This window comes from Sphaerisporangium dianthi (assembly GCF_042654065.1).
GTDB classification, from domain to species: Bacteria; Actinomycetota; Actinomycetes; order Streptosporangiales; family Streptosporangiaceae; genus Sphaerisporangium; species Sphaerisporangium dianthi.
This window is the reverse complement of sequence record NZ_JBHSFP010000007.1, coordinates 225,504-251,820: the sequence shown is the minus strand read 5'-3', so window position 1 is coordinate 251,820 and position 26,317 is coordinate 225,504. Positions and strand designations below refer to the sequence as shown.

Below are 26,317 nucleotides of genomic sequence, written 5' to 3'. Positions count from 1 at the left end.
TTATTGGTCGGCAGTGTTGGTGTCGTCACCGGTTGGGCGTCGTCTTCTCTGCCCGATGCCACCTCCGGGGAGCGCTCGGTAGCGGGCCATCCGATCCCGAAAGTGGCGGATGTCCATGGCGCGGAGGATGCCCCGCCACCGGTGAGAAAGGCTGCCGCGGTCGTGTGGCCGAGCACGGGCTCAGCCGAGGTCGCCGTCGGCGCCGCTCCCGCCAAAGTGCCCGGGCTGCCGGTCGCGGTGGGCAAAGCGGGTAACGCCACCCCTCCGGGCAAGGTGCGGGTGGAGACCCTGGGTGCGGATGTCGCCAAGCAGTTGGGCGGCGTGGCCCTGGGCGTACGCCTGTCGCGGACCGACGGTGGCACGGCGCCCGGCCGGGTCCAGGTCAGCCTGGACTACTCCAGCTTCGTCAGTGCCCTTCCCGTAGGAGCCGTCGCTCGACTCGGTGTGATCGAGATGCCGGCCTGTGTGCTCGCCGCCCGCCCCCACGCGGCGTGTGTGAAGGCGGCGGAGAAGGCACGCGTGGTGCCGTCCCGCAATGACGTCGCCTCGCGTCAGGTGGTGGCGGAGGTGGAGGCTGCTCCGTCCTCCTCGGCGACCGGCGGCGACGTGTACGTGCTGGCGGCGGCCGCGGCGGCGGGGGATCCGGGTTCGGGGACGGGCAACTTCGCGGCGACCGATCTGAAGGCGGCCGGTTCCTGGCAGGTGGGGCTGTCGGGTGGCGGGTTCTCCTACTCCTATCCGATCCCGGCGCCGCCGCCGGTGGCCGGCAACGCTCCCGAGCTGGCGTTGTCGTATTCGTCCTCGGCGATCGACGGGCTGACCAACTACACCAACAATCAGGCGTCTGTCGCGGGCATGGGGTGGGAGGTCTCCACCGGGTTCATCGAGCGGCGGTTCCGGCCGTGCTCGGATGATGTGGCCGAGACGAACAAGAATCCCGATCAGCGCAACTGGAAGCATCTGTGCTGGGAGTCGCCGGATGAGAACGACGGTGATTCGGCGACGACCGACTACACCACCTCGCACCTGACGTTGTCGGTGGACGGCAAGTCCTCGGCGATCGTCAAGGACCGGACCACGGGCGGGTGGAAGACGGTCGAGGACTACGGCTGGAAGATCGCCTACGTGGTGGACGCCGGCTCCGGGCTGGCGTCCTGGGTGGTCACCACCGTCGACGGCACCACCTACCGGTTCGGCGCGACCCGGGACGCCAACTGGCAGACCGCCTATGTGGGGGACGACACCGGTGAGCCGTGCCGGTCCAGCTATTCGGCCAGCGGCACGCCGGGGCTGTGCAACGCCACCTGGCGGTGGAACCTGGACCAGGAGATCGACCCCAACGGCAACGTGGTCGACTACACCTACACCCGCGAGCAGAACTGGTACTGCAAGACCGTCGGCGCGCTGTGCCAACCCAGCAGCGTGTGGGACCCGACGCCGTTCCGGGTGGCCTACGACCGCGGCGGCTACCTGGCCCAGGTCGCCTACGGCCGCAACACCAATGTGGCGGGGTCGGCGCACACCGCCCGGGTGACCTTCAACGCCGTCGACCGCGGACAGCCGCCCGCCTCAGGGGTTCCGTGGGACAACGACACCCCCACCGACCTGGACTGCCCGTCGGGTTCGCCGGAGGTGATCCAGCCGTGTGACACCCCAGGCCCGGCGTTCTACATCTCCAAGCGGCTGAACACCGTGGTGACCTCGGTGTACAACCCGGCCACCACAGCCTGGGACCAGGTGTACCGGCTGGAGGCCGGCTACAAGTGGGTCTACACCCAACTGCTGCAAGGCCTGCCGCCGGCCGGTCCGGTGCTGTGGCTGGACACCCTGCGCCCGGTCGGCCTGGCCGGCGACGGCCCCGACATCGCCCTGCCACCGGTGGACTTCGAGGCCACCCTGCTGGACAACCGCGCCGACTACGACGAGGCCCAGGGCAAGTCCCGGCTGCGCATGCCCCGCATCTCCTCGGTGTACAACGGGCTCGGCGGGCGCACCGATGTGTTCTACGGCCAGGCCAACCCCTGCCCCTACCCCTCGGGCTACCCCACCACCGGCTGGGATGCCAACACCCGCGACTGCTACCTGGCCACGCTGGGCGGCTACTACGACGCCAACGGCATCTCCCGGACCAGTCGCGCGGTGTACATGAAGTGGCTGGTCACCCAGACCGTCGAGAAGGACCTGGTCGGCGGCTCACCCGACATGCCCGTCCGGTACGAGTACCTCGGCACCCCCGCCTGGGCACGGCCCTTCAACTACATGCGCGCCACCACCCTGTCCGGGGTGCTGTGCAACCCGCCGGTCAGCGGCTACTGCAAGACGCTGTCCGAAGATTGGGACGAGTTCCGCGGCTACCAGACCGTCCGCACCATCAAGGGCGCCGGCGCCGGCCCCGATGACCACAGCGTCACCACCACCTCCTTCTACCGCGGCATGTACGACGACCCCCGCGCCGACGGCACCACCAAGAACACCCAGGTCACCGACTTCGAGGGCAACACCTACAACGACCGCCGCGCCCTGGCCGGACGCACCCTGCAGGAACAGACCTGGCGCGCCACCACCCTCAACGGCGCCCGCACCGCCGCGTCCGCCGCGGCTCCGGCCGCGGCACGACCGGCCGCCGCCGGGCCCATCGCCCCGCCGCGGGCTTCCGGCGCCCGCCCGCAACCTCTCGCCGCCGCACAAGCGCAGGACCGGCGGAAGATCACCACACCGAGCGGCGTCCGCCTGATCACCGCCGCCCTCGCACCGGCCCGCACCCTGCTGAACGGCCTGTACGACCTGCTCGGAACACGGGACGCAACCGCGAAGGCCGTCCTGGCCTGCACCTACCCCACCTGGCAGCGGTTCGCCTCCTACTCCAAGGGCGCCAAGGTCACCTGGGTCAACCACCACTGGGAAGCCCTGCAGGCCACCGTCAGCGCCGAACCCGGCGTGGTCACCAGCGTCTGGAAGGACCTCGGCAACTGCGCCGTCACCCCGACCCCGACCCCGACCCCGACCCCGACGGTGACGCCGACCGTCACGCCCACGGTCACCCCGACCCCCACCCCGACCCCCACGCCTCCCGGCGGCCCCACCCTCGGCGGGTACGTGGAAGTGGGCTCCATCCGGTACGAGTACACCACCGTCTCCACCGGCGACGGCCCCGGCGTCTACGACCCCCTGCTCATCAACACCACCCGCCAGGTCACCCGCGAAGCCGTCACCAGCGGCTTCCGCTACACCGACCGGCGCACCGCCTACGACGCCTACGGCCTGCCCACCAAGGTCAACGACTACGGCCAGACCGGCGACGCCACCGACAACACCTGCACCACCACCACCTACGCCCGCAACACCACCAAATGGCTGCTGAATTATTCCGCCACCGTCGAGAGCCGCGCCGGGGACGCCTGCAGCACAGGTGCTTTGCTCGGCCGGGTCGTCAATCTCTACGACGGCGCGACAAGCCCCGGCACTTCACCGGTCAAGGGCAACCTCACGGAGGCGCGTGGCTACTCCAGCGACTCCGAATCGGTCGCCACCAAGGCGGGTTTCGACAACTATGGTCGTGCCGTCTCGGCGACCGATGCGTCGGGGAAGACCACGACCACGGCCTACAGTCCGGCTGTCGGGTATCCCGCAGATGGGGTGAGAGTCACCAACGCCTTGAGCCACGTGACCATCACCTGGCCTTCGCCCTGGAATGGCAAGCCGGTCGGCCTGCAGGACGCCAACGGCCATGCCGTCAACATCGACTACGACGCGCTGGGCCGGACCACCACCCTCTGGACGGCGGAGAGACCCAAGGGTGGCGCCACGCCCGCTGCGAAGATCTCTTACTCCATGCCCTATGACGGCAATCTCGGCCAGCCCACATCGGCGGCCGGTAATACCGTCGCCAGGCTGCGATCGGGCAGCGGCGCCACTGCTGTCTGGCAGTCCGACGTCACCTACATGGACGGGCAGGGACGCCCGCGGGAGCGGCAGGGCGGTTCCCCGGCCGGTGGACGTATCGTCACTGCCACCATTTACGACGGCCGTGGCCTGACCGCCACGACGACCAGCCCCTTCCACAACACCGCAGCCCCGGGCTCTGGTCTGGTCAACGCGTCTCTCGCTGCCGTACCCCAATGGTCCAAGATCGTCTATGACGGCGCGGAACAGGTCGTCGCCCAAGTCGATTACGCCGGCTCTGCCGAACTACGCCGTACTTCCACCGGCTACTTCGGGGATCGATACGAGACCCAGCCGCCGACCGGGGGGAAGACCGTCTACCGCACTGACGCCCACGACCGGGTCGTGAAAATCGAGGAGTGGGCGAACCAGTCTGCACACCACGACACCACCTACGCCTACGACTTCAACGGCAACCTCGTCAAAATGACCGATCCCAATGGGAACGTCCGGACATTCACCTTCGACTTGCTCAACCGTCGCATCGCCTTCTCCGATCCTGACGCCGGCAGTGGCCAGGCGGCTTACGACGGTGCCGGCCGGTTGGCCTGGAGCAAGAACGGCAAGGGGCAGAAGATCTCCTATGGCTATGACGACATAGGGCGTAAGACGGCTCTTTGGTCGGGCGACCCCGACAGCGGCACCAAACTGGCCGAATGGGTATATGACACCCTCGCCAAGGGCGAACTGACCTCGTCGACTCGTTACGTCGGCGGCGACGCCTACATCGACCGGGTCACCGGTTACGACCTGATGGGACGTCCCACCGGTTCTGTTGTCACCATTCCTCAGTCGGCGGGCGCGCTGGGACGCGACTACACCTTCACGACCACGTACACGCCTTCTGGAGAGGTCGCCGAGCGTGGCATGCCCGCCGCGGGCGGTCTGCCAGAGGAGAAGATCACCTACAGCTATACGGATCTGGGGCTCTTCAAAGGGATGGGTTCGGACCTCGGCGGATTCACCTACGTCAGGGATAGCGTCTACACCCCGACCGCCCGCCTGGCCGAACGCTCGTATGGACCTTCAGGTAAGGTCAAGCGCGTGTTGAGCTGGGACAACACCACCGGACTGCTCTCACGTGTCACGACCACCACCAAGGCGGACACCTCCGCTCCCCAGCTCGCCCAAGACGACCAGTACTTCTACGACGTCTCCGGCCAGATCGCCCGGGTGCTCGACGCCGCGTCCGCCACTTCCGGCGGCACGGCGGCCCAGTCGGAGTGCTTCTCCTATGACGGGCTCCGGAGACTGTCGGCCGGGTGGACCACCACGGCCACCTCGTGTGCCGCCGGCGAGCCCGGAGCCGACGGACTGGGCGTGGACCCCTACCGGCAGACCTACGAGTACGACGGGGTCGGCAACCTGACAGCGTTGACCGACAACAGCCAGAAATCCACCTATCGATACCCTGCGGCCGGTAGCACGGCGGTTCGCCCGAACGCGGTGACCGCTGTCGACCGCCCGGGGGGCACTACCGACACCTACGCTTATGACGATGCGGGCCAGATGACCACTCGCCAGGCAGCCGGCAAGGGCAGCACATTCGAGTGGGACGAGCTGGGGGAGCTCACCAAGGCCACCGTCGCCGGTGCGGACACCACCATGGTGTACGACGCCGACGGCGAGCGTCTGCTCCGCCGGGAGCCGGGAGGCAAGGTCGCCCTCTACCTCGGCGAGATGGAACTGGAGTTGTCCGGCGGTCAGGTCACGGGCAAGCGGTACTACACCACCGCCGACGGTGCCATCGTCGCCATGCGCGCGGGCGGCGCCGGACTTACCTGGCTCACCGCCGGCCTGCACGGCAGTCAGCAACTGGCCATCGACGACTCCACCGGACGCATCTCCCGGGAACGGTACCTGCCCTACGGGGGGCGACGCGGCGACGACGATCTGCCCTTCACCGACCGCGGTTTCCTTGGCAAGGTGGAAGACGCCTCCACCGGTCTGGACCAGCTCTCCGCACGGTACTACGACCCCGCCTTGGCGAAGTTCATCAGTACCGACCCGCTTCTGGACACTCAGCACCCGCAGTTGTCCAATCCCTACGCCTACTCGGGGGGAAACCCCATCGGCCTCTCCGATCCAACCGGTCTGGCGGCCCAGGGGGGCGACCCGGGCGACTGCTCGAACGCGAAGAACAACTCACAGGAATGCGTCAAGTGGCGTAAACAGCAAAAGAACAAGCAAGAGTGTGAACGAAAGTGGGGGAAAGAGAAGTGTGCCAAGCACAGAGAGAAAGAGACCATCCGCCAGCTCAAGTTGAACTGGGGTTGTAGTCCTGACTCTCCGCAGGGAACTCCCTGTGACGGTCAGTACTACCCAGATTGGAGCGCGCTGCTCCCGTGGTGGGACGAGATCGAGGCGGCCGCGTCGGAAAACGGCATCGACCCTGCGGTTCTAGCGGCCCTGTTGCTCATCGAAGGCAAGGGCTGGCTCGAGTATCAGGCAGGAGGGATCTCCAAGCTGGTAGGAAAGTACGGACCGGGTGAGACCACCGGGATCGGCCAGATGCGCGCGGATGTGGCTCAGTATCTGCTGTCGGAGTACTACGGGAAAAAGGTCAGCAAGGCAAAGGCGTGGGACATGCTCCTCAATGACAACAATTGGGGGATAAAGCTGGCCGCCGCCTATCTCAGAGACCTGAAATCAAAACTGCACATCTCGGACTCCGAGGCGTTCATCGCCTATGCCACAGGAGAGGATACGTACAAGAAACTGGCCAAGGCGCGCTGGAACCCGAAGCTGCGTTCCGCATACCCGAAGGCCTTCGAAAGGCGCGAGCTGTGGAAGTATTACGGGCCGAGAGGCAGGGAGTTCTGGACCATGGTTCAGAGGTACAAAGTATGGTGAGGGGCGTGAGGCATCGACGACTTCGAGACATCGCGGCGATCACGGCCGGCCTGCTCCTCCTCTCTGCCGTCACTGCCGGATGCACGGGCACCGTGCGCGTGGACGACCGCGTGCGTGACGAACTGGCCGCCGGAGGGAGACTGGTGGCCTTCGCCGAAGACAAGACGAATGCGAGCGACCCGATATTCGAGTACGAATACCTGGTGCTCGACGCCGGCCCCGACGTCGGCGGTGCCGTCGGCCATGTCGTCTCTCACCTGAAGTCCAAAGGGTGGTCGGAGCAGTCGGCGGATGACGAGACGGTCACCATGGAGTCGTCCCGCTGGCAGACGATGGCCTACGTCGAGCACTTCGCGGCCTTCTTGAAGAGCTGGAAGGGAAAAGGAGGCATCGAACCAGAGGAAAGGGTGGCGGACAAGCTCGGCTCCGAAGTCCGCTCACCCGATTCGCTCGTCATAGTCAAGCTTCGGCATTTCGGATGACCGATCGTCACCCCGCCGGCGTGAGCGCTCGACCGCCCGCGGCGCCGCGGCGGCGGCGCGCCGTCAGGGGCGGGTGGTGGAGCGCAGGATCTGCATGGACCGGCTGGTCACCGCGACCAGGGAGCCGGGGCGGTGCACCGCGCCCGAGGGGTTGGTCAGGTCGACGCGTTCCTCGGCGGTGTCCAGGACGGGCTGCCAGCCGGGGCCGAACTCGCCGCCGGGAAGCGTGAAGGTGATGTTCTCGTGGTGGGCGTTGACCAGCAGCAGGAAGGAGTCGTCGGTGATCCGCTCGCCGCGCGGGCCCGGCTCGCTGATCGCCTCCCCGTTGAGGAAGACCGCCATCGCCTTGCCGAAGCCGCTGTGCCAGTCGCCGGAGGTCATCTCCTTGCCCGACGGCGTCAGCCACACGATGTCGCGGACGTCGCCCTCGGGCACCCGGCCGAGGAAGAAGCGGCGGCGGCGGAAGACGGGATGTCGCTTGCGGAACGCGGCGAGCGCGCGGATGAAGTCCAGTAGCCCGGACTCCGACCGGAGCAGCGACCAGTCGACCCAGGACACCTCGTTGTCCTGGCAGTAGGCGTTGTTGTTGCCCAGCTGGGTGCGGCCGAGCTCGTCGCCGTGCGACAGCATCGGCACGCCCTGCGACACGAACAGGGTGGTCAGGAAGTTGCGACGCTGGCGCCGGCGCAGCCGGATGATCGCGGGGTCCTCCGCCAGCCCTTCGGCCCCGCAGTTCCAGGAGCGGTTGTCGTCGGTGCCGTCGCGGTTGTTCTCGGCGTTGGCCTCGTTGTGCTTGTGGTCGTAGGAGACCAGGTCGGTCAGCGTGAAGCCGTCGTGGCAGGTGACGAAGTTGATGGAGGCGACCGGACGGCGGCCGCTGGTCGCGTACAGGTCGGAGGAGCCCGCCAGGCGTGAGGCGAACTCGGGCAGCACCGACGGGCCGCCACGCCAGAAGTCGCGCACGCTGTCGCGGTACTTGCCGTTCCACTCGGTCCAGAGCGGCGGGAAGTTGCCCACCTGGTAGCCGCCTGGACCCACGTCCCACGGCTCGGCGATGAGCTTGACCTGGGAGATCACCGGATCCTGCTGGATCAGGTCGAAGAACGCCGACAGGCGGTCCACGTCGTGCAGCTCGCGCGCCAGCGCGGCGGCCAGGTCGAACCGGAAGCCGTCGACGTGCATCTCCATGACCCAGTAGCGCAGCGAGTCCATGATCAGCTGCAGGGCGTGGGGGGAGCGGACGTTCAGGGAGTTGCCGCAGCCGGTGTAGTCGAGCAGCAGGCGCCGGTCGGAGTCCAGCAGCCGGTAGTAGGAGGCGTTGTCGATGCCGCGGTAGGCCAGCGTGGGGCCCATGTGGTCGCCCTCGGCGGTGTGGTTGTAGACCACGTCGAGAATGACCTCGATGCCGGCCTCGTGCAGGGCCTTGACCATCGCCTTGAACTCCAGCACCTGCCCGCCCCGCCCGCCGGAGCTCGAGTAGGCGTTGTGCGGGGCCAGGAAGGCGATCGTGTTGTAGCCCCAGTAGTTCGTCAGGCCGCGGGCCACCATCGCGTGCTCGGGAACGAACTGGTGCACCGGCATCAGCTCCACGGCCGTCACGCCGAGGGCGACCAGGTGGTCGATCACGGCCGGGTGCGCCAGGCCGGCGTAGGTGCCGCGCTGTTCGTGGGGCACGTCCGGGTGGCGCATGGTCAGGCCGCGCACGTGCGCCTCGTAGATCACCGTCTCGTGGTACGGCGTGCGGGGCGGGCGGTCGGACCCCCAGTCGAAGAACGGGTTGACCACCACGTTCTTCGGCATGTAGGGCGCGCTGTCGTCGGTGTTGCGCCGGGACGGGTCGGAGAACTGGTAGGCGAACAGCGACTTGTCCCAGCGGACCTCGCCCTCGATCGCCTTGGCGTAGGGGTCGAGCAGGAGCTTGCCGGGGTCGCAGTGGTGCCCCGCGGCCGGGTCGTACGGCCCGTGCACGCGGTAGCCGTACCGCTGGCCGGGCATGATGCCGGGCAGGTAGCCGTGCCAGACGAACCCGTCGACCTCGGGAAGGTCGATGCGGGTCTCTTGGCCGGCGTCGTCGAAAAGGCAGAGCTCGACCCGCTCCGCGACTTCGGAGAAGAGCGAGAAGCTCGTACCCACGCCATCCCAGGTGGCGCCCAGAGGGTACGGCTCACCAGGCCAGACCTCACGCATGTAGCCTCATTGTGGTCGTGGGACGGTTCGCGGTGCAGTTCGATCGTGCGGCTGTTGCTCTGTCGTGATCCGGGCGCCCGTGATCTCCTTTCTTCGGGACTCCGTTGCCGCAGACCTGGATGCTTGCGTTCCGGCTCTACAGTCGAGTTTAGGGCCGCGCGTCTGATTTACCAGATCTTTCCCGCCACAGAGGGCGTCGCACGGGCGGCGGCGAGCGCGACGCCCGGCAAGGCGAGACCCCCGCGCGATCGTCGCACGCGGGGGTCGGAGGCGCCCTGTCAGCCGATCAGCTCGGCGTTCAGCGTGATCGTGGTGCCGGCGAGGGCCTTGCTCACCGGGCAGCCGGCCTTGGCGGTCTCGGCGGCGGTCTGGAAGTCCTCCGCGGAGATGCCGGGCACCTGCGCCCGCACACTGAGCACGATGCCCGTGATGCCCTCACCCGGCTGGAAGGTCACGTCGGCCTTGGTCTCGACCTGCTGCGGCGGCGTGCCCGCCTGGGCGAGCCCGTGCGAGAGCGCCATGGAGAAGCACGAGGAGTGCGCGGCCGCGATGAGCTCCTCGGGGCTGGTCTTGCCGTTCGCGTCCTGCGAGCGCGAGGCCCAGGTGACATCGAAGGCGCCCACGCCGGAGGTGTTGAGCGAGACGGTGCCCGAGCCGTCGATCAGCGCGCCCTTCCACTGGGTCGTCGCGGTACGTGTCGTCGCCATGGCGATCTTCCCTTCAATACTGAGGTGGTTGCATGCCCGAACCTACACGCGCGCCTGATGCGCGCGGTGCTCGGCTCGGACCAGATCCTCCACCTCGGCGCGCAGCGCCAGGAACGCGGGCGAGCGCTTCACGGGGAGCGTCCGCTCCACCGGCAGGTCGACGGCGAGGTCGCGGGCGATCCTGCCGGGGTCGCAGGACAGCACGAGCACCCTCTGGGCGAGGAAGACCGCCTCCTCGACGTCGTGGGTGACCATGATGACGGTCGTCGGCTCCTCCTGCCACACCTGGCGGACGAACAGCTGCATGTCCTCCTTGGTCTGCACGTCGAGCGCGCCGAACGGCTCGTCCAGCGACAGCACGCGCGGCGAGCACGCGAGAGCCCGCGCGATGGCGACCCGCTGCTGCTGGCCGCCCGACAGCCTCCCCGGTAGCGCGCCGGCCAGGTGGGCGAGCCCGACCTCGTCGAGCAGCCGGCCGACCCGCTCGTCGCGCCGCGCGCGGGGCAGGCCGAGCGCCTCCAGCCCGAAGGCGACGTTGCGCGCCACGCTGCGCCACGGGTAGAGCGACGCGGTCTGGAACACCAGCCCGCGCTCGGGCCCCGGCCCGGTGACCTCCTCGCCGTCCAGCAGCACCCGCCCGGTGGTGGGCCGGGTCAGCCCGGCGATCAGCGAGAGCAGGGTCGACTTGCCCGAGCCGCTGGCGCCGACCACGCAGACGAACTCCCCGGGCGCGATGGTGAGGTCGAGGTCCGCCAGCACCGGCCGCCCTGGCGCGAACTCCTTGCCGACCCCGTCGAGACGCAGCGTCACGCGGCCCACCTGCCGATGCGGGCGCGCAGCACGCGGAGCAGGATGTCGATGGCCAGGCCGATCAGGCCGATCACCACGAGGATCGCGAAGATGCGGTCGGTCTGCAGGAACCGCTGCGCGCGGGTGATCCGGTATCCGAGCCCGGACGTGGCCGCGATCAGCTCGGCCACGACCACGAAGTTCCAGGCCGCCGCCGCGTTGACCCGCATCGCGTCGATGACGCCGGGCAGCGCGTACGGGAACACCACGCGGAAGGCGACCCTGAGGCGCCGCGCGCCCAGCGTCGCCGACACCTCCAGCAGCCTGCGGGGCACCCGCCGCACGACGTCGGCGGTCATCAGCGTGTTGAAGAAGACCACCCCGAGCACCAGCAGCGCCACCTTGGACGCCTCGCCGATGCCCAGCCAGATGATCAGCAGCGGGATGAAGGCCGAGGCGGGCAGGTAGCGCAGCAGGCCGATCAGCGGCTCGGCCAGGGACTGGGCCCAGGGCAGCGCGCCCATCGCGAAGCCGAGCGGCACCGAGATCAGCACGGCGAGCGCGAACCCGAGCCCGATGCGGCCGAGGCTCGCCACCAGGTCCGACCAGAGCTCGCCGCAGGCCGCCATGTCCGCGCCCGCCGCCCAGACGGCGGCGGGGGAGGGCAGGAAGGTCGGATTGACCAGGCCGCTCGCGCTGAGCGCCTGCCAGGCGGCGAGAGGGAGGAGCACCGACAGCGCGCGCAGCACCCACGCCGTCCGGGCGGAGACGGCGCTGTCGAGCAGCCGCACCCGCCCGGCCCTGCGTGGCCCGGCCCAGGGACGGCCGTCCGATGCTCCCGGCGAAGGCCCCGGCGCGGCGGCTCCCGGCGAAGGCCGTGGCGCCGAGGCTTCGGGGGAAGGCTGAGGCGCGGCGGCTTCGGGGGAAGGCTGGGGCGCGGCGGCTCCCGGGGAGGAGGGCCGGGGCGTCGGGGCCTCGGGGGAGGGCGGGGGCATCGGTGCTCCCGCCGGGGCGGGGACGGGGGTCATGGCTGCACCGCCTGGACGAACTTGGGTTCCAGCAGGCCCTCCAGCGATGGAGCGGCGTCGACCAGCTTGCTGGAGACCAGGAACTCGGAGATCTGCTTGGCGCGCGCGGGCAGCTCGCCGGCGAACGCCGTCCGGTTCTCCTCCAGCGTGAAGATCGTCGTGCCCTTCTCGTAGGTCTCGTAGTCGGCGACGCTCACGCCGGCGCGCTCGGCCATGATCTGCACGGCCTCGGCCCGGTTGGCGCCGATCCAGGTGATGGTGTCGAACCAGGTCTTCACCAGGGCCTGCACGGCCTTGGGGTCCCTGCCCAGCAGGTCGGCGGTGACCACCAGATGGTCGGGAATGGCGCCGGGGAAGTCCTTGGAGCTGGCGATCGTGGTGCTGCCGGCCCGCTTGAGCGCGGTGGTGGTGAAGGGGGCGAAGACGCCGACCGCGTCGACCCGTCCCGCGACGAACGCCGCGGCGGCCGCGTCGGTGGGCAGCGGCTGGAACTCCACGTCCGCCTCGCTCAGGCCCGCCTTCCGCAGGGCGAGCAGCAGCAGGTAGTGGTCCACGGTGCCCTGCTCGGCCGCCACCGTCCTGCCCTTGAGGTCGGCCAGGCTCTTGACGCCCTCCTTTGCGATGATCTGGTCGTTGCCGGTGGAGTTGTCGTTGACCAGGACGACGGTCTCCTTGGCGCCGCCGGCGACCGAGGCCAGCGTGTCGTTGAGCGTCTGGCTGTTGGCGTCGATGTTGCCGGTGGCCAGGGCGTTGAGGCTGTCGGTGTAGCTGTCGAAGTATTTCAGCTCCACCTTGACGCCGTTCTTGGCGAACAGCCCCTTCTTGTCGGCGACCTGCCAGGGGAACCAGCCGGGCCAGGCGCTGAACCCCAGCTTGACCGTCGGCACGCCGGAGGCGGCGGGCGTCGCGGCGTCCGGCGTCGCGGCGCAGGCGGTGCTCAGGGCGAGGAGGACGGCGGCGGGCAGGATGAGGCGTCGGAGCATCACACGGCTCCCCTCTCAGGCTTGCGAAGCGTTGACGTTCGTGCCCGTGGGCTCGGGGCCGCCGGGCCGGGCGCCGGCGCGCTTGGGAAGGTGGCCGGCGCGGACGAGGCATCCGAGGGTGTCGCAGATGACCCGGGTCGCGATGAGGGCGGTGATCTCGGCGTTGTCGTACGGCGGCGCGCACTCGACCACCTCGATCCCGGCGAGCGGCCGGGCGCCGGCGATCAGCTGGATGAACTTCAGCACCTCGCGGGGGAGGAAGCCGCCCGGCTCCGGCCAGCCGGTGCCGGGGACGAAGGCGGCGTCCAGGCAGTCGACGTCGAACGACAGCCACACCGCCTCGGCGCCGTCCCAGGCGACCTCCAGCGCGCGCTCGGCGGCGGCCTCGATGCCCATCTCGACGCAGTCGGTGACGGTCATGATGGTGGTGCCGCGCTCCCTGCCGACCTTGACGCCCGGCCGGGGCGCCTGCCATCCGCCGATGCCGATCTGGACGAGGTTCTTCGCGGGCACGTTCGGGATGTCGGTCGCGTGGAACCAGGGCGTGGTGTGCATCCGCTCGTCGAGGTCGGTCTCCTGGGTGTCGACGTGCCGGTCGAAGTGGATGATGCCGACGTTTCCCTGGACGTGCTCGGCGATGCCGCGCACCGTCGGGTACCCGATCGAGTGGTCGCCGCCCAGCACCACGGGGAACGCCCCGCTGGCGTAGACGTGCGACACCGCCTTGCTGATCTGGTCGAAGGTCTTCTCGATGTTCGCCGGGATGGTGAAGACGTCCCCGAGGTCGGCGATCGTGATGGACTCGCGCAGGTCGACGCCCAGCTCGAAGCTGTAGGGGCCGTAGAGCGCCGAGATCTTGCGGATGCCCTGCGGGCCGAAGCGCGTGCCCGAACGGTAGGTCGTGCCGCCGTCGAACGGCGCGCCGAGCACGGCCACGTCGTACTCGCCGCAGCGCCGCACGTCCTCGACGTAAGGCGCCTTGAGGAAGGTGTTGATCCCGGCGAAGTGCGGCAGCTCCCCTCGGGAGAAGGTCGGGATCGTCCGGTCGACGATCGACTCGGCGCCCGGCAGGCCGTATTCCAGGCCCCGTTCGATCTCGCGCCGGTGCATGGTGTCAGGAAGCGCGGCTTCGCGTTCGACGGCGTAGCGGGCTTCGGGTCCGTAGTGGTCGTGGAGGTGACCCACGGCACTCCCTTTCGGAAACGCCTCACAGGAGGCAGCCGACATGACTGTCTCCCGGGTTTTTGTCCCGCCGTGGAACGGCCGGAGGCCGCCTGCCCCTCTCGGACCAGCCCCTCGCGGCCGGCGAGGGCGGAACCCTAGGTGCGCCTCACCGGCAGGCCGGTGAGTCCCCTTCATGACAGCCGTGAGCTGTTTCCACGGTGTTTCCCGTCCGTAGCGGATCGGTGACGTACTACGTACGTACCGCCTCCGGCGGGACGGCCGTGCGGACCGGCGACGGCTCGCCCGTGCGATTTTCGTCCCCGCCGGCGTGGTGACGCACCGTGTGCGGGCCCTCACGGCGGCGACCGTGCGGCGGATCAAACCCGATGCGGGTGGGCGCGTCAATGCGGCAGGACGCCGGAGCGGTGGCCCGGCGTCGCCGATTCGCCCTGTCACCTGGGGGTTCGCGCCGTAAGTGTTCTCCATGTGCTCGTATCGGCCGTGAAAGGTTCACATGGCGGCAACCGGTGCAGATAACGGAAACATCGCGACAGCGTGACGCGCCAGGCGGAAACTATCGCAAACTTTCGGAAACCTCGGCGGCGACGGGCCCGAACGGCCGTGACGGGACACAAAGCCAGGTTGACTGGCCGTGCGGGAGTTGACCACAATCTTGACGTGCCCTTGCGGGACTCCTATATTTCCGCAATATTAACGCGATGCCTCGAAAATTTCGGGGCCGCCATCGTGGTACTTGCCCGCGTCGCCGCGGACGTCGCCGGCGCGGACGGCGCCGGCGACGGCCGAGGGGATGGCATCAGTGATCAGCCGCCGAACGATCCGAGCCCAGTTGACGGCAGGCGCATGGTGAAGGGCCACCAGCGGTGGTCATGGCCGCCGGCGCGAATCCACCGAGTGAGACCGAAGGCGCGAGGATGAGCGCCACCAGAGTGACCGGCGCCTCGTCCGGCACTCGGGATCCGCGCGGCGCCACGCCCGGCGCGGCACGCGGAAAGCGCTATCCGAAGCGCACCTGGCGTCAGGCGCTGCGTCACGACTGGCAGCTGTACTCGCTGGCGATCGTCCCGCTCGTGTTCTTCGCGATCTTCCGGTACCTGCCGATGATCGGCAACGTGATCGCCTTCCGGAAGTTCCAGCCCGGCGGCAGCGTGCTCGGCGAGGAATGGGTCGGCCTGCGCTACGTGCGGCTGTTCCTGAACGACCCGACGTTCTGGCACGTGTTCACCAACACGCTGACCCTCGGCGCGCTGACCCTGCTGTTCTGCTTCCCGCTGCCGATCATGCTCGCGTTGCTGATCAACGAGGTCAGGAACCGGAGCCTCAAGCGGTTCGTGCAGTCGGTGTCCTACCTGCCGCACTTCCTGTCGATGGTGGTCGCGGCCGGCTTCGTCATCGAGCTGTTGTCGCTCGACGGGCCGGTGAACCAGCTGCTGCGCGTGGTGGGCGACGACCCGATCGCGTTCCTGCAGCAGCCGGAGTGGTTCCGCGCGATCTACGTCTCCTCGGAGGTGTGGCAGACCGTCGGCTGGGGGACCATCCTCTACCTCGCGGCGCTCACGACCATCGACGACCAGTTGTACGAGGCGGCCCGCATCGACGGCGCGGGCCGGTGGCGGCAGGTCTGGCACGTGGCGCTCCCCGGCATCCGGCCGACCGCGGTCACCCTGCTGATCCTCAACATCGGCACGTTCATGGCGGTCGGGTTCGAAAAGGTGCTCCTGCTCTACAACCCGTTGACGTACCCGACCGCGGACGTGATCTCCACGTACCTCTACCGCATGGGCGTGGAGTCCAACAACTTCAGCTACGCCGCGGCCATCGGCCTGTTCGAGGCCCTGATCGGGCTGACGCTGGTGCTTTCGGCGAACCTGATCTCCCGCCGCACAGTGGGGACGAGCCTGTGGTGACAGTGGACAACAGCAGGGCCTACCGCGTGTTCCGGTGGGCCAACGCCGTCATCCTCGGCGGCATCGTGATCGTGACCCTCTACCCCTTCGTCAACATCATCGCCCGCTCGTTCAGCGACGAGAACGCCATCCGGTCGGGTCAGGTCAACCTCTTCCCCCGCGGGTTCACCTTCACGACCTACCAGTACGTGCTCTCCGACCCGACGTTCTGGACGAACTACCGCAACACCGTGGTCTACACGGCGGTCGCCACGGTCATCGCGATAGTCCTGACCACCTGCTACGCCTACGTCCTGTCGAAGAAGCATCTCCGGGGCCGCAAGCTCCTCATCGGCATCGCCGTCTTCACCATGTTCTTCTCCGGCGGCATCATCCCCAACTATGTGCTGATCACCGGAATCGGACTGCGGGACAGCATCTGGGCGGTCGTGCTGCCGAACGCCATCAACGTCTTCAACCTCCTGGTCATGAAGGCGTTCTTCGAAGGGCTGCCGGTCGAGCTGGAGGAGGCCGCCGCGATCGACGGCATGAACACCTACGGCATCCTGCTCCGGATCGTGCTGCCGCTGTCGAAGGCGGTGATCGCCACGATGCTGCTCTTCTACGCCGTCGCCTTCTGGAACTCGTGGTTCGCCGCCTTCCTCTACATGAGTCAGTCGGACCTCTTCCCGGTGACCGTCTTCCTGCGCAACCTGATCGCCGGCGCCACCACCGCGACGTCCGTCGGCGCCGACGCCAACGATCTGACGGTGGCGGCCAACATCACGTCGGTGACGATGGTGCTCACCATCCTTCCCATCGTGGGGATCTACCCCTTCGTCCAGCGGTACTTCGTCTCGGGAGTCATGCTCGGCGCGGTCAAGGGATAGCCCGGCAGGCTCGCCCGCGGTCCTCCTCAAACACCCCCCGTCCTCGCGAAAGGACTGCCATGTACCAGATGAACCGGCGTCAGGCGATCGTCGCCCTTGGCGCGTTCCTCGCAGTTGCCGCCTGCGGCAGCGACGATGCCAAGAAGAAGGGTGACGACTTCTCGGCGAACCGGGACGGCGCGATGCCCGACTACGGCGCCGGCAAGCAGTTCAAGGCCGCCGCGCCGCTCTCGTTCACCGTCTTGTACAACAACCACCCGTTCTATCCGATCAAGAACGACTGGCTGTTCTGGTCGGAGGTCACCAAGCGGACCAACGTGACCTTCCAGCCCAGCGTGGTGCCGCTCAGCGACTACGAGAAGAAGCGCAGCCTGATGATCGGCGCCGGCGACGCCCCGTTCATCATCCCGAAGACCTACCCGAGCCAGGAGACGCCCTTCGTCGCCTCCGGCTCCATCCTCCCGGTCAGCGACTACCTCGACCTGATGCCGAACTTCAAGGAGAAGGTCGCCAAGTGGAACCTCCAGCCTGACCTGGACACGCTCCGGCAGTCGGACGGCCGCTTCTACGTCCTTCCCGGGCTCCACGAGGACTACTGGGTGGACTACTCCCTGGCGGTCCGCGCCGACATCCTGGACAAGCTCGGGCTCCAGATCCCGAAGACCTGGGACGAACTGCGCACCGTGCTGAAGGCGATGAAGGAGGAGTACCCCGACTCCTATCCCATGACCGACCGCTGGGGAACCCTCCAGCCCGGCGCGAACCTCCTCAACATCATCGGCGTCTCCTACGGCGCTCCCGGAGGCTGGGGCTACGGAGAAGGGGTGTACTGGGACGCGGCCACCCAGAAGTTCGCCTTCAACGGCGCCATGGACCAATACAAGCAGATGCTGCAGTACCTCAGCACGCTGGTCGCCGACAAGCTGCTCGACCCCGAGAGCTTCACCCAGACCGACGACCTGGCGATCCAGAAGCTCGTGTCCGGCAAGTCCTTCGTGATGAGCACGAACGCGCAGACGCTGGTCAACGAGTACCGGCCGCCGCTGGCGAAGGCGAACCCGAAGGCCAGGCTGGTCAAGATCCCGCTGCCCGTCGGGCCGCTCGGGCCGATCAAGTACGGCGCCGGGAACACCCGCCTGGAGAACGGCATCATGATCTCCAAGAAGGCCCGCGACAGCAAGAACTTCGTCGCCATGATGCAGTTCATCGACTGGCTCTGGTACTCCGACGAGGGCCAGGTGTTCGCCAAGTGGGGCGTCGACGGGGTCACCTACACCAAGGAGGCGTCCGGGAAGTACAAGCTGGCCTCGGACGTCGACTTCGTCGGGCTCAACGCCGGGGCGCCGAAGCACCTGCAGAAGAACTTCGGCTTCTCCAACGGCGTGTTCGCCTACGGCGGCAGCACCGAGCTGCTCCAGTCGACCTTCTCCGAGGAGGAGGTGGCGTTCCAGAAGGAGATGAACGCCAGGAAGGCCCTGCCGGTGCCGCCTCCGCACCCGCTCACCGACGACGAGCGCGAGCAGATCACACTGTGGCAGACGCCGCTGAAGGACCACGTCACCCAGCAGACCCTGAAGTTCATCCTCGGCAAGCGCGACTTCGGCGAGTGGGACGCCTACGTCAAGGAGCTCGAGGGCAAGAACATGAAGTCGTTCGTCGACATGGTCAACGGCGCCGCCGAGCGGTACAAGAAGGAGCACGGCTGACCGTCCCCGTGCCGGCCGGCCCTGAGGCGGGGCCGGCCGGCCCGGGTGGCGGAGCGACGGCCGGCGCGGTGAACGAAGGACGATGATGCGCAACCCTTTCCTGGACGTGACGAACGACGCGGATCCGGCCCTGCCCCTGGACGTGACGAACGACGCGGATCCGGCCCTGCCCCTGGACGGCGATCCGGGGTCCTCCCGATGACCGACGCGACGGCAGGGCCCCGCTTCGGCGAAGGTCCCCTCTCGCGCGCCTCCGCGCTCGTCTACACCCTGCTCGTGGTCGAGCTCCTGTTCCTGGGCACCACCCTGCCCGGCCTGGCGTGGCTCCTCCTGCTCGACCGGACGGCGGCCGGCGTCCCGCTGGCGGCGGTCTGCCTGCTGCCGGTGGGCCCGGCGCTCTCAGCCGCGTTGTACGCCGTGCACCACCGGCGGCTCGATCTCACCGACCTCCATCCGGCGGCGGCGTTCTGGCGCGGTTACAAGGCCGGCTTCCGCGGGGTCGTGAAGCTCTGGATCCCGTACCTGGCCTGGATGACCATCATCGGGATGAATATCGCGCACTTCGCCGCCGCAGCCGTCCCGGGATGGTGGGCCGTGGTGTCGCTCGTCATCGCGGTGGTGGCGACCCTCTGGTGCGCCAACGCATTGGTGATCACATCCCTGTTCGCGTTTCGCGCGAGGGACGTGGCCCGCCTGGCCGCGTACTTCCTCACCCGCTCTCCCCGGGGCTCCTTGGGCAACGCCGGCCTGCTGGTCGTGGCGGCCGGCATCACGCTGGTCGCCTCCGAGGCGGTGCCCACGCTGCTGGTCTCGGTGTTCGCCTCGGCGCTGCTCCTGAACGGCCGGCCGATGATCGCCGAGGTGCGCGAGAGTTTCACGGCCTGAAGTCGTGGGGCGCCCATCGCCCGGACCACACGTCCGGACCGGCGGCCCTTATGGTTCCTCCCGCCCGGCCGAAGGAGTTTCGTGACCATCCCCGCACCGACCGGCGTCCATCCGGCGTGGCTGCCCCCAGAGGCCTTCCAGCCGATCGGCTCGCGCCGGGCCCTCGTATCGGGGGAGGGTCTCCTCGTCGACACCGTGCACGACGAGGTCGCCCGAGCCTGCGCCCGGTACGGCGGCGGCGTGCGGCGCGCGGCGCCGGGCGGCGCACGCGGCCTGCCGGCGCGCGGAGACCATGCCGGCGGCCCGTTCGACCTCGTCCTCGCGCTCCGCGCGGCGGGGCCTCTGCCGGCCGTCGCCGAGCAGGTCGACGCCCGGTTCCGTGGACGGCGCGGGCGGGCCGATGACGCGATCGGCGACGAGGGGTTCGTCATCGCCCGCCGCGACGGCGTCACGGTGGTGCTCGCCGACGAGCCGGCCGGTCTGCTCTACGGCCTGTTCCACGTGGTACGGCTGGGCGAGCCGGCGTTCGGGGCGGCGCGCCCGGTGGAGCACCACCGGCCCGCCATGCGCCGGCGCATGCTCGACCACTGGGACAACGTCGACGTGCACCCGAAGTCGGGGCAGGTCGAGCGCGGCTACGCGGGCGGGTCGATCTTCTGGCGGGACGGCGCCCCGCGCGGCGACCTTCCCCGGGTGCGGTCCTACGGGCGCCTGCTGGCCGCGTGCGGGGTGAACGCGGTCGCGGTGAACAACGTGAACGTGCACGTCACGGAGGCTCACCTGCTGACGGACCGGCTCGGCGACGTCGCCGCGATCGCCGCGGAACTGCGGCCGTACGGGATCCGGACGCACCTGGCGGTCGACTTCGCCGCGCCGATCGTGCTCGGCGGGTCGCCGACCGGCGACCCGTGCGACGCGCGGGTGCGCAAGTGGTGGGCGGAGGCCACCGAGCGCGTGTACGAGACGATCCCCGACTTCGGCGGCTACGTGGTCAAGGCCGACTCGGAGGGGCGGCCCGGCCCGTTCGCGTACGGGCGCAGCCACGCCGACGGCGCGAACGTGCTCGCCGAGGCGCTGGCGCCGTTCGGCGGGGTCGTCCACTGGCGCGCCTTCGTGTACGACCACCGGCAGGACTGGCGCGACCGGTCCACCGACCGGGCACGCGCCGCACACGACCACTTCGCCCCTCTCGAAGGCCTGTTCAGGGACAACGTGATCCTCCAGGTGAAGCACGGGCCGATCGACTTCCAGGCGCGAGAGCCCGTGTCGCCCGTCATCGCGGCCATGCCGTCCACCCGCCTGGCCGTGGAGCTCCAGGTGACGCAGGAGTACACCGGCCAGCAGCGGCACGTGTGCTACCTCGCCCCCATGTGGAGCGAGGTGCTCGGCTTCCGGCCCTTCGGGCCCGCCGGGCCGGCCGTGGCGCGCATCGTCGCGGGCGCCGCGCCGGGCGGCGAACGGGGGACGCGCGGCGGGCGGGCGCCGGACGAGGGGGGAGGCCTCGTGGGGGTCTCCAACGTGGGCGACGACGCGTACTGGACCGGCCACCCGCTCGCCCAGGCCAACCTGTACGCCTTCGGCCGGCTCGCCTGGGCGCCGTGGACGGACCCGGCCGCGATCCTCGACGAGTGGATCGACCTCACCTTCGCGCCGGTGGCGCACGGCGATCGCGAGCCGCTCCGGCGCGCCCTGCACGCGATCATGGACGACTCCTGGCGCACCTACGAGCGCTACACCGCGCCGCTCGGCGTCGGGTTCATGGTGCGCCCCGAGCATCACTACGGTCCCGATGTGGACGGGTACGAGTACACGTCATGGGGCACCTACCACTTCGCCGACCGTGACGGCGTCGGGGTGGACCGCACCCGCGCCACCGGCACCGGCTTCGCCGGCCAGTATCCGCCGCACTGGTCGGCGGTGTACGAGTCGCTCGATCGGTGTCCCAACGAGCTGCTGCTGTTCTTCCACCACGTCCCCTACGAGCACGTGCTCCACAGCGGATCGACCGTCATCCAGCACATCTACGACACCCACTTCGCCGGGGTGGAGCAGGTCGCCGAGGCCCGGTCGCTGTGGGAGGGGCTCGCCGGATCGGTGCCGGCGGCCCTGCACGCCCGCGTGCGGGAGCTCTTCGACGAGCAACTCCGCTGCGCGAAGGAGTGGCGCGACCAGGTCAACGCCTACTTCTTCCGCAAGTCCGGAGTCCCCGACGCCCGCGGCCGCCGCATTCCGTGACGCCGCAGCCCCCCGCCGGACACAGCGGCGGGGGGCTGCGGCGGGGCGTCACGCCGGCCAGGTGCTAGCCGTTGGCCACCAGCCGCCACCTGTTGTCGGCGGTCCCGTTGTCGGAGTCCTGGACGGCCTGGGCCCCGTTGGCGGTGGAGTTGTTCTGGATGGCGAGCAGCTTGCCGCTGTTCACGTTGCGGATCTTGTAGGTCCCGTCGCCGACGGCGACCAGGGTCCACCGGTGGTCGGCGGTTCCGTTGTCGGACCACTGCAGGACACGGGCGTTGTCCGCGGTGGACATGTTCTCCACGCCGAGCACCTTGCCGCTGTTGGCGTTGCGGAACCGCACGTTGCCGCCGTCGGTGATCATCACCCAGTTGTGGTCGGCGGTGCCGTTGTCGGTCCACTGCAGCGCGAGGCCGCCGTCGGCGGTGGACATGTTCTGGATGCCCAGCACCAGGCCGCTGGCCGCGTTGACCAGACGGTGGCTCGACGCCCCGCCGCCTCCGCCGCTCGTGTTCCAGTAGACCGTGTAGTTGTGCCCATGGGCGTCGTAGAACGGGATCAGGTTGACCGTCGCGTTGTTGGCGGTGGCCGTGAAGGTGAGCGCCGTCGTGCTGGTCCGGGTGACCGATGAGGTGGTCAGGGTCGGCAGCGCCGACAACGAGGTGTTGCCGTAGTTGCCGGACAGCACGAGCGGCCCGTAGGTGACCGCCGCCACGTTCGCGTTGTCGTTGGCGGCCTTCATGACCACCCGCATGGGCAGGCGCACCGTCACGGTGTCGCCGGAGGTCCACGAGCGCGTGAGGGTGGCGTAGGTGCCGGGCGTGGTGTCCACGCTCTCCTGCGTGCCGTTGACGCTGATCGTGGCGCCCGACGTCCAGGCGGGGATGCGGATCCGCATCGTCCACGAGCCGTCGACGCTGCCCGTGACCTGCAGGTTCGTGGTGTCGCTCGCAGGATAGGAGGTGGTCTGGGTGACCGTGATGCCGCGCTGGGACCAGTTCAGCGTGGACGGCTGGAACAGGTTCACGAACAGCGTGTTGCCGTTGTAGGAGTAGAGGGAGTCCATCAGGCTCGTGTTGACCTCCACCCCCGTGCCCTGGCAGCACCAGAACGAGTTGTAGTCGGTGCTCCACGTGCCGCCGCCCCACGCGGGGCCCACCCCGCGACGGCCACCGGCCTTGAGCGGGGTGAAGTAGGTGACGTGCCCGTGGCCGTCCGCCGGGTTCTGCGCGCCGAGGATGTGGTTGAACAGCGCCCGCTCGTAGAAGTCCATGTAGGACGCCTGGCCGGGGTTGAGCAGCCACAGCTCGCGGGTGAGCTTGAGCATGTTGTAGGTGTTGCAGTGCTCGCAGGTGTCGTTGCTGAGGTACCCGGCGATCGCGTTGGGGGCCCGGAAGTGCTCGGCCTGGCTGTTGCCGCCGATCGCGTAGGTGTGCGCGTTGACGGTGAAGTTCCAGGCGTTGTTCGCGATGTCCCTGTAGCGGGTCGTGCCGGTGGCCTTGTACTCCCGTGCGGCGCCGATCCACTTGGGCACCTGCGTGTTGGCGTGCAGGCCGTTGAGCTGGTCCTGGTTCGAGGCGAGCGGGTTGAACACGGCCGCGTGGTCGAACCGCTGCGCCGTCGTGAGCCAGCGCCCGTCCCCGGTCTGCTGGTAGATGTCGGTCAGCACCGCGTTCATGCCGCCGAACTCGGTGCCCAGCATGGACTGCATCTGGCTGGAGCTGAGCCGGGAGGTGCGCTGGTCCACCCAGCCGGCGAGCGCGAGGAGCACATCGCGGGCCTGGGTGCTGCCGATCAGGCGCCACACGTCGAGCAGGCCGGCCAGCGTCTTGTGGATGCAGTAGTACGGCACGTTGCCGTTGCTCAGCGTGCGCGCCTCGAGGGCGCTGAAGTCGGACTCGGGGAAACCGGAGAGGTAACCGGAGCCGAACCCGGCGGCGCCGTTGTTCGCCTGGCACTTGGCGAGCTCGGCGACCATGTAGGTGGCCTTGTCCCGGCACGTGGTGTCGCCGAGCACGGCGTACGCCTGGGACCAGGCGGTGAGGAAGTGCCCCTGCATGTGGGTGCGGAACGGGAACGAAGGCGCGTCCCACCCGCCGTTGGAGGCGGCGCCGCTGGTGGACAGCCGGTGGTTGGCCCGGAAGTTGTACAGCAGGCGGTTGACGTCGACGAACTGCAGGTACGACAGGGTGCGATTCTGGTTGTCCAGCCAGCGGCCGGACGTCAGGCGAACCTGCCCGAGGTCGAACATGTACGCCGCCACGCCGATGTCGGGCCGGGCCGGGGCGACCACGGCCTCGGCCGCCGGGGCGCCGGCGACCTGACCCACGGCCGAGGCGGCCACGGCGACTCCCGCGGCCTGGAAGAGCTGACGGCGGCTGAGCGGTGAAGGGGACACTTCTTCTCCAAAGCATTGAGGGGGGGACGATCGTCATCCGGAGCATCGAGGCCGTCCGCCTCGTGATCGCCGAGGCGGTGGCCTCGCTCGGACGGCGGGATGATCAGGGCTCTCCTCATGACGCGGGCGGGCTCGGTCTTGCTCCGAGCCCGCCCGCTCCGTTCCATCCGGTCCCGGCCGGGTCCCGTGGTGACGCTCATCGCCTCCGGCGTACGCCTTCGCCGTGACCGTCAGGACACCCGGGCCGGACCCGCGTCACGCCGTCAGCGCTGCAGCGTCAGCACGCCCGGCCGGTAGGGCAGCAGGCCGTAGTCGACGCCGTTGGAGCTGGGGGAACGACCCTGGTAGAGCAGTTGCAGGTTGCACGGGTCGACGGTCTTGGTCTGGTCTGCGTTGCTGCGGACCAGGTCACCGTGGCTGATGTCGTTGGTCCAGGTGGCGCCGCTGTTGGCCTTGCCGGCGAAGGGGTTGCTCTCGTTGGTGGCCTGCGGAGTCCACGAGCCGCCCAGGCTGGTGGAGGTGTAGGAGCGGAAGTAGCGGCCCTGCGAGCCGATCGACTCCACGAGCATGAGGTACAGGTTCTGGCCCTGGATCTTGTAGACCTCGACCCCTTCGAACAGGTTGTTGGTCGTGTCGCTCATGATCTGCGTGTAGCTGGAGCCGAAGCTGCTCGGGAAGTTGCCGATGGGCATGCTCTGCCGGTAGATCTTGCCGTTGTCGCCGGCGAAGAACAGGTACATGTTCTGGCCGTCACCGATGACCGTCTGGTCGATGGGCCCGGTTCCCGGGCCGGAGATGCTCGCGGTGGACAGGGTCTGCACCGACGACCAGCCGTTGGCGTTGGTGGGGTCGCTGGAGGTGCGGTAGGAGAACGCGGTGCCGCCCCACTGGTAGGCCAGCACCCAGATGTTCTTGGGCGCGAAGTAGAACAGCGTCGGCGCGACCGTGCCCGAGTTCATCGTGTTCTGGGGAGCCGAGGCCATGTCCGACCAGTTGGTGAACAGGCCGAAGTTCATCGAGCCCCAGCTCGATCCGAAGTCGTGCGTCGTGGCGTAGACCAGGTGCTTGCCGTTGTAGACGACGTTGGTGAAGTCCTTGAGCGAGACCCAGCCCGACTTCGGTGTCGCCAGCGCGCCGGTCGAGGTCCAGCGGTACGTCGACGGAAGCGGGCACGTGCCGGTCGGCGTCGGAGTCGGAGTCGGCGTGACCGTCGGAGTGATCGTCGGCGTCGGGGTCGGCGTGGGGTTGCCGCCGCCGACCTGGACGAGCTGCCACTGCTGGTTGTTGCCGCCCCAGTCGTCGTACTGGACGATGTTGCCGCCGTCGGCGGTGGAGGCGCCCTGGACCTCCATGACCTTGTTGCTGTTGCGGTTGATCAGCCGCACGTACCCGCCCGCGGAGTCGGCGAGGCGGAACTGCTGGTTGGTGCCGTTGGTGTCGCTCCACTGCACGATGGCCCCGCCGTTGGCGGTGGAGAAGCCGGAGACGTCCAGCATCTTGCCCGACAGCCGGGACTTCACCCGGTAGTAGCCGCCGCCGGAGTCGACGAACTGCCACTGCTGCTGGTTGCCGTTGTTACGGGTCCACTGGGTGATCCGCGCGCCGTCGTTGGTGGCCAGGTTGTACACGTCCAGGGCCTTGCCGCTGTTGCGGTTGACCAGCACGTACCAGGCGGTGGTGTCGACGCTCGCCGCCGACGCCGTCGTGTTGCCCAATACGAGCATGGAGCCCGCCAGGACGGCCGTCACCAGAACGGCGATCAATGACCGTAGGTCACGCCGCCGCCATCGGGAGCCCCGAGGCACCGTATCAATGCCAACCATTTCGTTCTCCTTCGATTTGCATGGGCCTTTCAGCCCGCCAAAATGGCCGTTCACATCGCATGAGCCGGTCGGCCGGACACGCATGCGACGGTTATCGCGACCGCGGTTTCCGCGGTGCGGCGGGCAGCTGAACTCACCGCCGGGATGGTAGCGCTAACATAAGCGAACTAGCGGCAGAACCAGCCGTTCAGCTGGGTATACATGAGATATGGACACAGGATGCCGATAAAGAATGTTAGCGCTAACAAACACCGCCTTAGCCTGGAGCGGTTCAATCGCGTACCCCGCCCCCGGATCGGGGCCGGCGCACCATCTAGTCGGCCACATGGCCTTATCCGGCC

15 protein-coding genes and 1 riboswitch are annotated in these 26,317 nt (G+C 68.8%); of the genes, 7 read left to right on the top strand and 8 right to left on the bottom strand.

What is annotated here, in order from left to right; genetic code table 11:
* The first annotated feature begins 141 nt into the window (after positions 1-141).
* Both ACFO60_RS13840 and ACFO60_RS13835 read left to right on the top strand, forming a co-directional pair.
* Complete coding sequence (locus ACFO60_RS13840; protein WP_380840531.1) at positions 142-6,795, top strand: RHS repeat-associated core domain-containing protein; 6,654 nt, start codon at positions 142-144, stop codon at positions 6,793-6,795.
* Between the two features lie 5 nt (positions 6,796-6,800).
* Positions 6,801-7,277 carry a hypothetical protein gene (locus tag ACFO60_RS13835; RefSeq protein ID WP_380840530.1) on the top strand — a complete coding sequence of 159 codons (477 nt, stop codon included), beginning with the start codon at positions 6,801-6,803 and terminating at the stop codon, positions 7,275-7,277.
* 63 nt (positions 7,278-7,340) lie between these two features.
* On the opposite strand, the gene glgX is transcribed toward ACFO60_RS13835, so the two are convergent.
* The 6 genes from glgX to ACFO60_RS13805 form a co-directional block, all read right to left on the bottom strand.
* Positions 7,341-9,464 (bottom strand): glycogen debranching protein GlgX, encoded by a 2,124-nt coding sequence (gene glgX, locus ACFO60_RS13830; protein ID WP_380840529.1) that lies wholly within the window; start codon positions 9,462-9,464, stop codon positions 7,341-7,343.
* A 278-nt stretch (positions 9,465-9,742) separates the two neighbouring features.
* A complete protein-coding gene (locus tag ACFO60_RS13825) occupies positions 9,743-10,171 on the bottom strand; it encodes an OsmC family protein (protein ID WP_380840528.1) in 429 nt (142 codons plus the stop codon).
* 42 nt (positions 10,172-10,213) lie between these two features.
* Positions 10,214-10,981: an ABC transporter ATP-binding protein gene (locus ACFO60_RS13820; protein ID WP_380840527.1), complete on the bottom strand. Its 768-nt coding sequence runs from the start codon at positions 10,979-10,981 to the stop codon at positions 10,214-10,216.
* Positions 10,978-11,751: an ABC transporter permease gene (locus tag ACFO60_RS13815; protein WP_380840526.1), complete on the bottom strand. Its 774-nt coding sequence runs from the start codon at positions 11,749-11,751 to the stop codon at positions 10,978-10,980. The genes ACFO60_RS13820 and ACFO60_RS13815 overlap by 4 nt, the downstream gene beginning before the upstream one ends.
* 233 nt (positions 11,752-11,984) lie before the next feature.
* Positions 11,985-12,971, bottom strand: coding sequence for an ABC transporter substrate-binding protein (locus ACFO60_RS13810; RefSeq protein ID WP_380840525.1), 987 nt, complete (start codon positions 12,969-12,971; stop codon positions 11,985-11,987).
* A 15-nt stretch (positions 12,972-12,986) separates the two neighbouring features.
* Positions 12,987-14,156 (bottom strand): agmatinase family protein, encoded by a 1,170-nt coding sequence (locus tag ACFO60_RS13805; protein ID WP_380840524.1) that lies wholly within the window; start codon positions 14,154-14,156, stop codon positions 12,987-12,989.
* A 46-nt stretch (positions 14,157-14,202) separates the two neighbouring features.
* Positions 14,203-14,305, bottom strand: a riboswitch (guanidine-I (ykkC/yxkD leader).
* 765 nt (positions 14,306-15,070) lie between these two features.
* Here ACFO60_RS13805 and ACFO60_RS13800 point away from each other — a divergent pair.
* From ACFO60_RS13800 to ACFO60_RS13780, 5 genes are all read left to right on the top strand, one after another.
* On the top strand, positions 15,071-16,063 hold the full coding sequence (locus ACFO60_RS13800) for an ABC transporter permease (RefSeq protein WP_380840523.1): 993 nt from the start codon (positions 15,071-15,073) through the stop codon (positions 16,061-16,063).
* Complete coding sequence (locus ACFO60_RS13795) at positions 16,060-16,932, top strand: carbohydrate ABC transporter permease (RefSeq protein WP_380840521.1); 873 nt, start codon at positions 16,060-16,062, stop codon at positions 16,930-16,932. Before ACFO60_RS13800 ends, ACFO60_RS13795 begins: the two co-directional genes overlap by 4 nt.
* A gap of 59 nt (positions 16,933-16,991) precedes the next feature.
* Positions 16,992-18,638 carry an ABC transporter substrate-binding protein gene (locus ACFO60_RS13790; protein ID WP_380840520.1) on the top strand — a complete coding sequence of 549 codons (1,647 nt, stop codon included), beginning with the start codon at positions 16,992-16,994 and terminating at the stop codon, positions 18,636-18,638.
* Between the two features lie 198 nt (positions 18,639-18,836).
* Entirely contained in the window at positions 18,837-19,523 is a 687-nt protein-coding gene (locus ACFO60_RS13785) for a DUF624 domain-containing protein (RefSeq protein WP_380840519.1), read from the top strand.
* A gap of 81 nt (positions 19,524-19,604) precedes the next feature.
* Positions 19,605-21,758 carry an alpha-glucuronidase gene (locus tag ACFO60_RS13780; protein WP_380840518.1) on the top strand — a complete coding sequence of 718 codons (2,154 nt, stop codon included), beginning with the start codon at positions 19,605-19,607 and terminating at the stop codon, positions 21,756-21,758.
* Positions 21,759-21,822: 64 nt separating this feature from the next.
* On the opposite strand, the gene ACFO60_RS13775 is transcribed toward ACFO60_RS13780, so the two are convergent.
* Together ACFO60_RS13775 and ACFO60_RS13770 are read right to left on the bottom strand one after the other, a co-directional pair.
* Positions 21,823-24,153, bottom strand: coding sequence for a beta-L-arabinofuranosidase domain-containing protein (locus ACFO60_RS13775; RefSeq protein ID WP_380840517.1), 2,331 nt, complete (start codon positions 24,151-24,153; stop codon positions 21,823-21,825).
* A 263-nt stretch (positions 24,154-24,416) separates the two neighbouring features.
* Entirely contained in the window at positions 24,417-25,877 is a 1,461-nt protein-coding gene (locus ACFO60_RS13770; RefSeq protein WP_380840612.1) for a non-reducing end alpha-L-arabinofuranosidase family hydrolase, read from the bottom strand.
* Positions 25,878-26,317: the final 440 nt, after the last annotated feature.

What these genes read in the sequence shown, in the direction of transcription:
- glgX (WP_380840529.1), bottom strand. Translation starts at nt 9,464, where the DNA reads ATGCGTGAGGTCTGGCCTGGTGAGCCGTACCCTCTGGGCGCCACCTGG.
- ACFO60_RS13825 (WP_380840528.1), bottom strand. Translation starts at nt 10,171, where the DNA reads ATGGCGACGACACGTACCGCGACGACCCAGTGGAAGGGCGCGCTGATC.
- ACFO60_RS13810 (WP_380840525.1), bottom strand. Translation starts at nt 12,971, where the DNA reads ATGCTCCGACGCCTCATCCTGCCCGCCGCCGTCCTCCTCGCCCTGAGC.
- ACFO60_RS13800 (WP_380840523.1), top strand. Translation starts at nt 15,071, where the DNA reads ATGAGCGCCACCAGAGTGACCGGCGCCTCGTCCGGCACTCGGGATCCG.
- ACFO60_RS13790 (WP_380840520.1), top strand. Translation starts at nt 16,992, where the DNA reads ATGTACCAGATGAACCGGCGTCAGGCGATCGTCGCCCTTGGCGCGTTC.
- ACFO60_RS13785 (WP_380840519.1), top strand. Translation starts at nt 18,837, where the DNA reads ATGACCGACGCGACGGCAGGGCCCCGCTTCGGCGAAGGTCCCCTCTCG.
- ACFO60_RS13770 (WP_380840612.1), bottom strand. Translation starts at nt 25,877, where the DNA reads ATGCTCGTATTGGGCAACACGACGGCGTCGGCGGCGAGCGTCGACACC.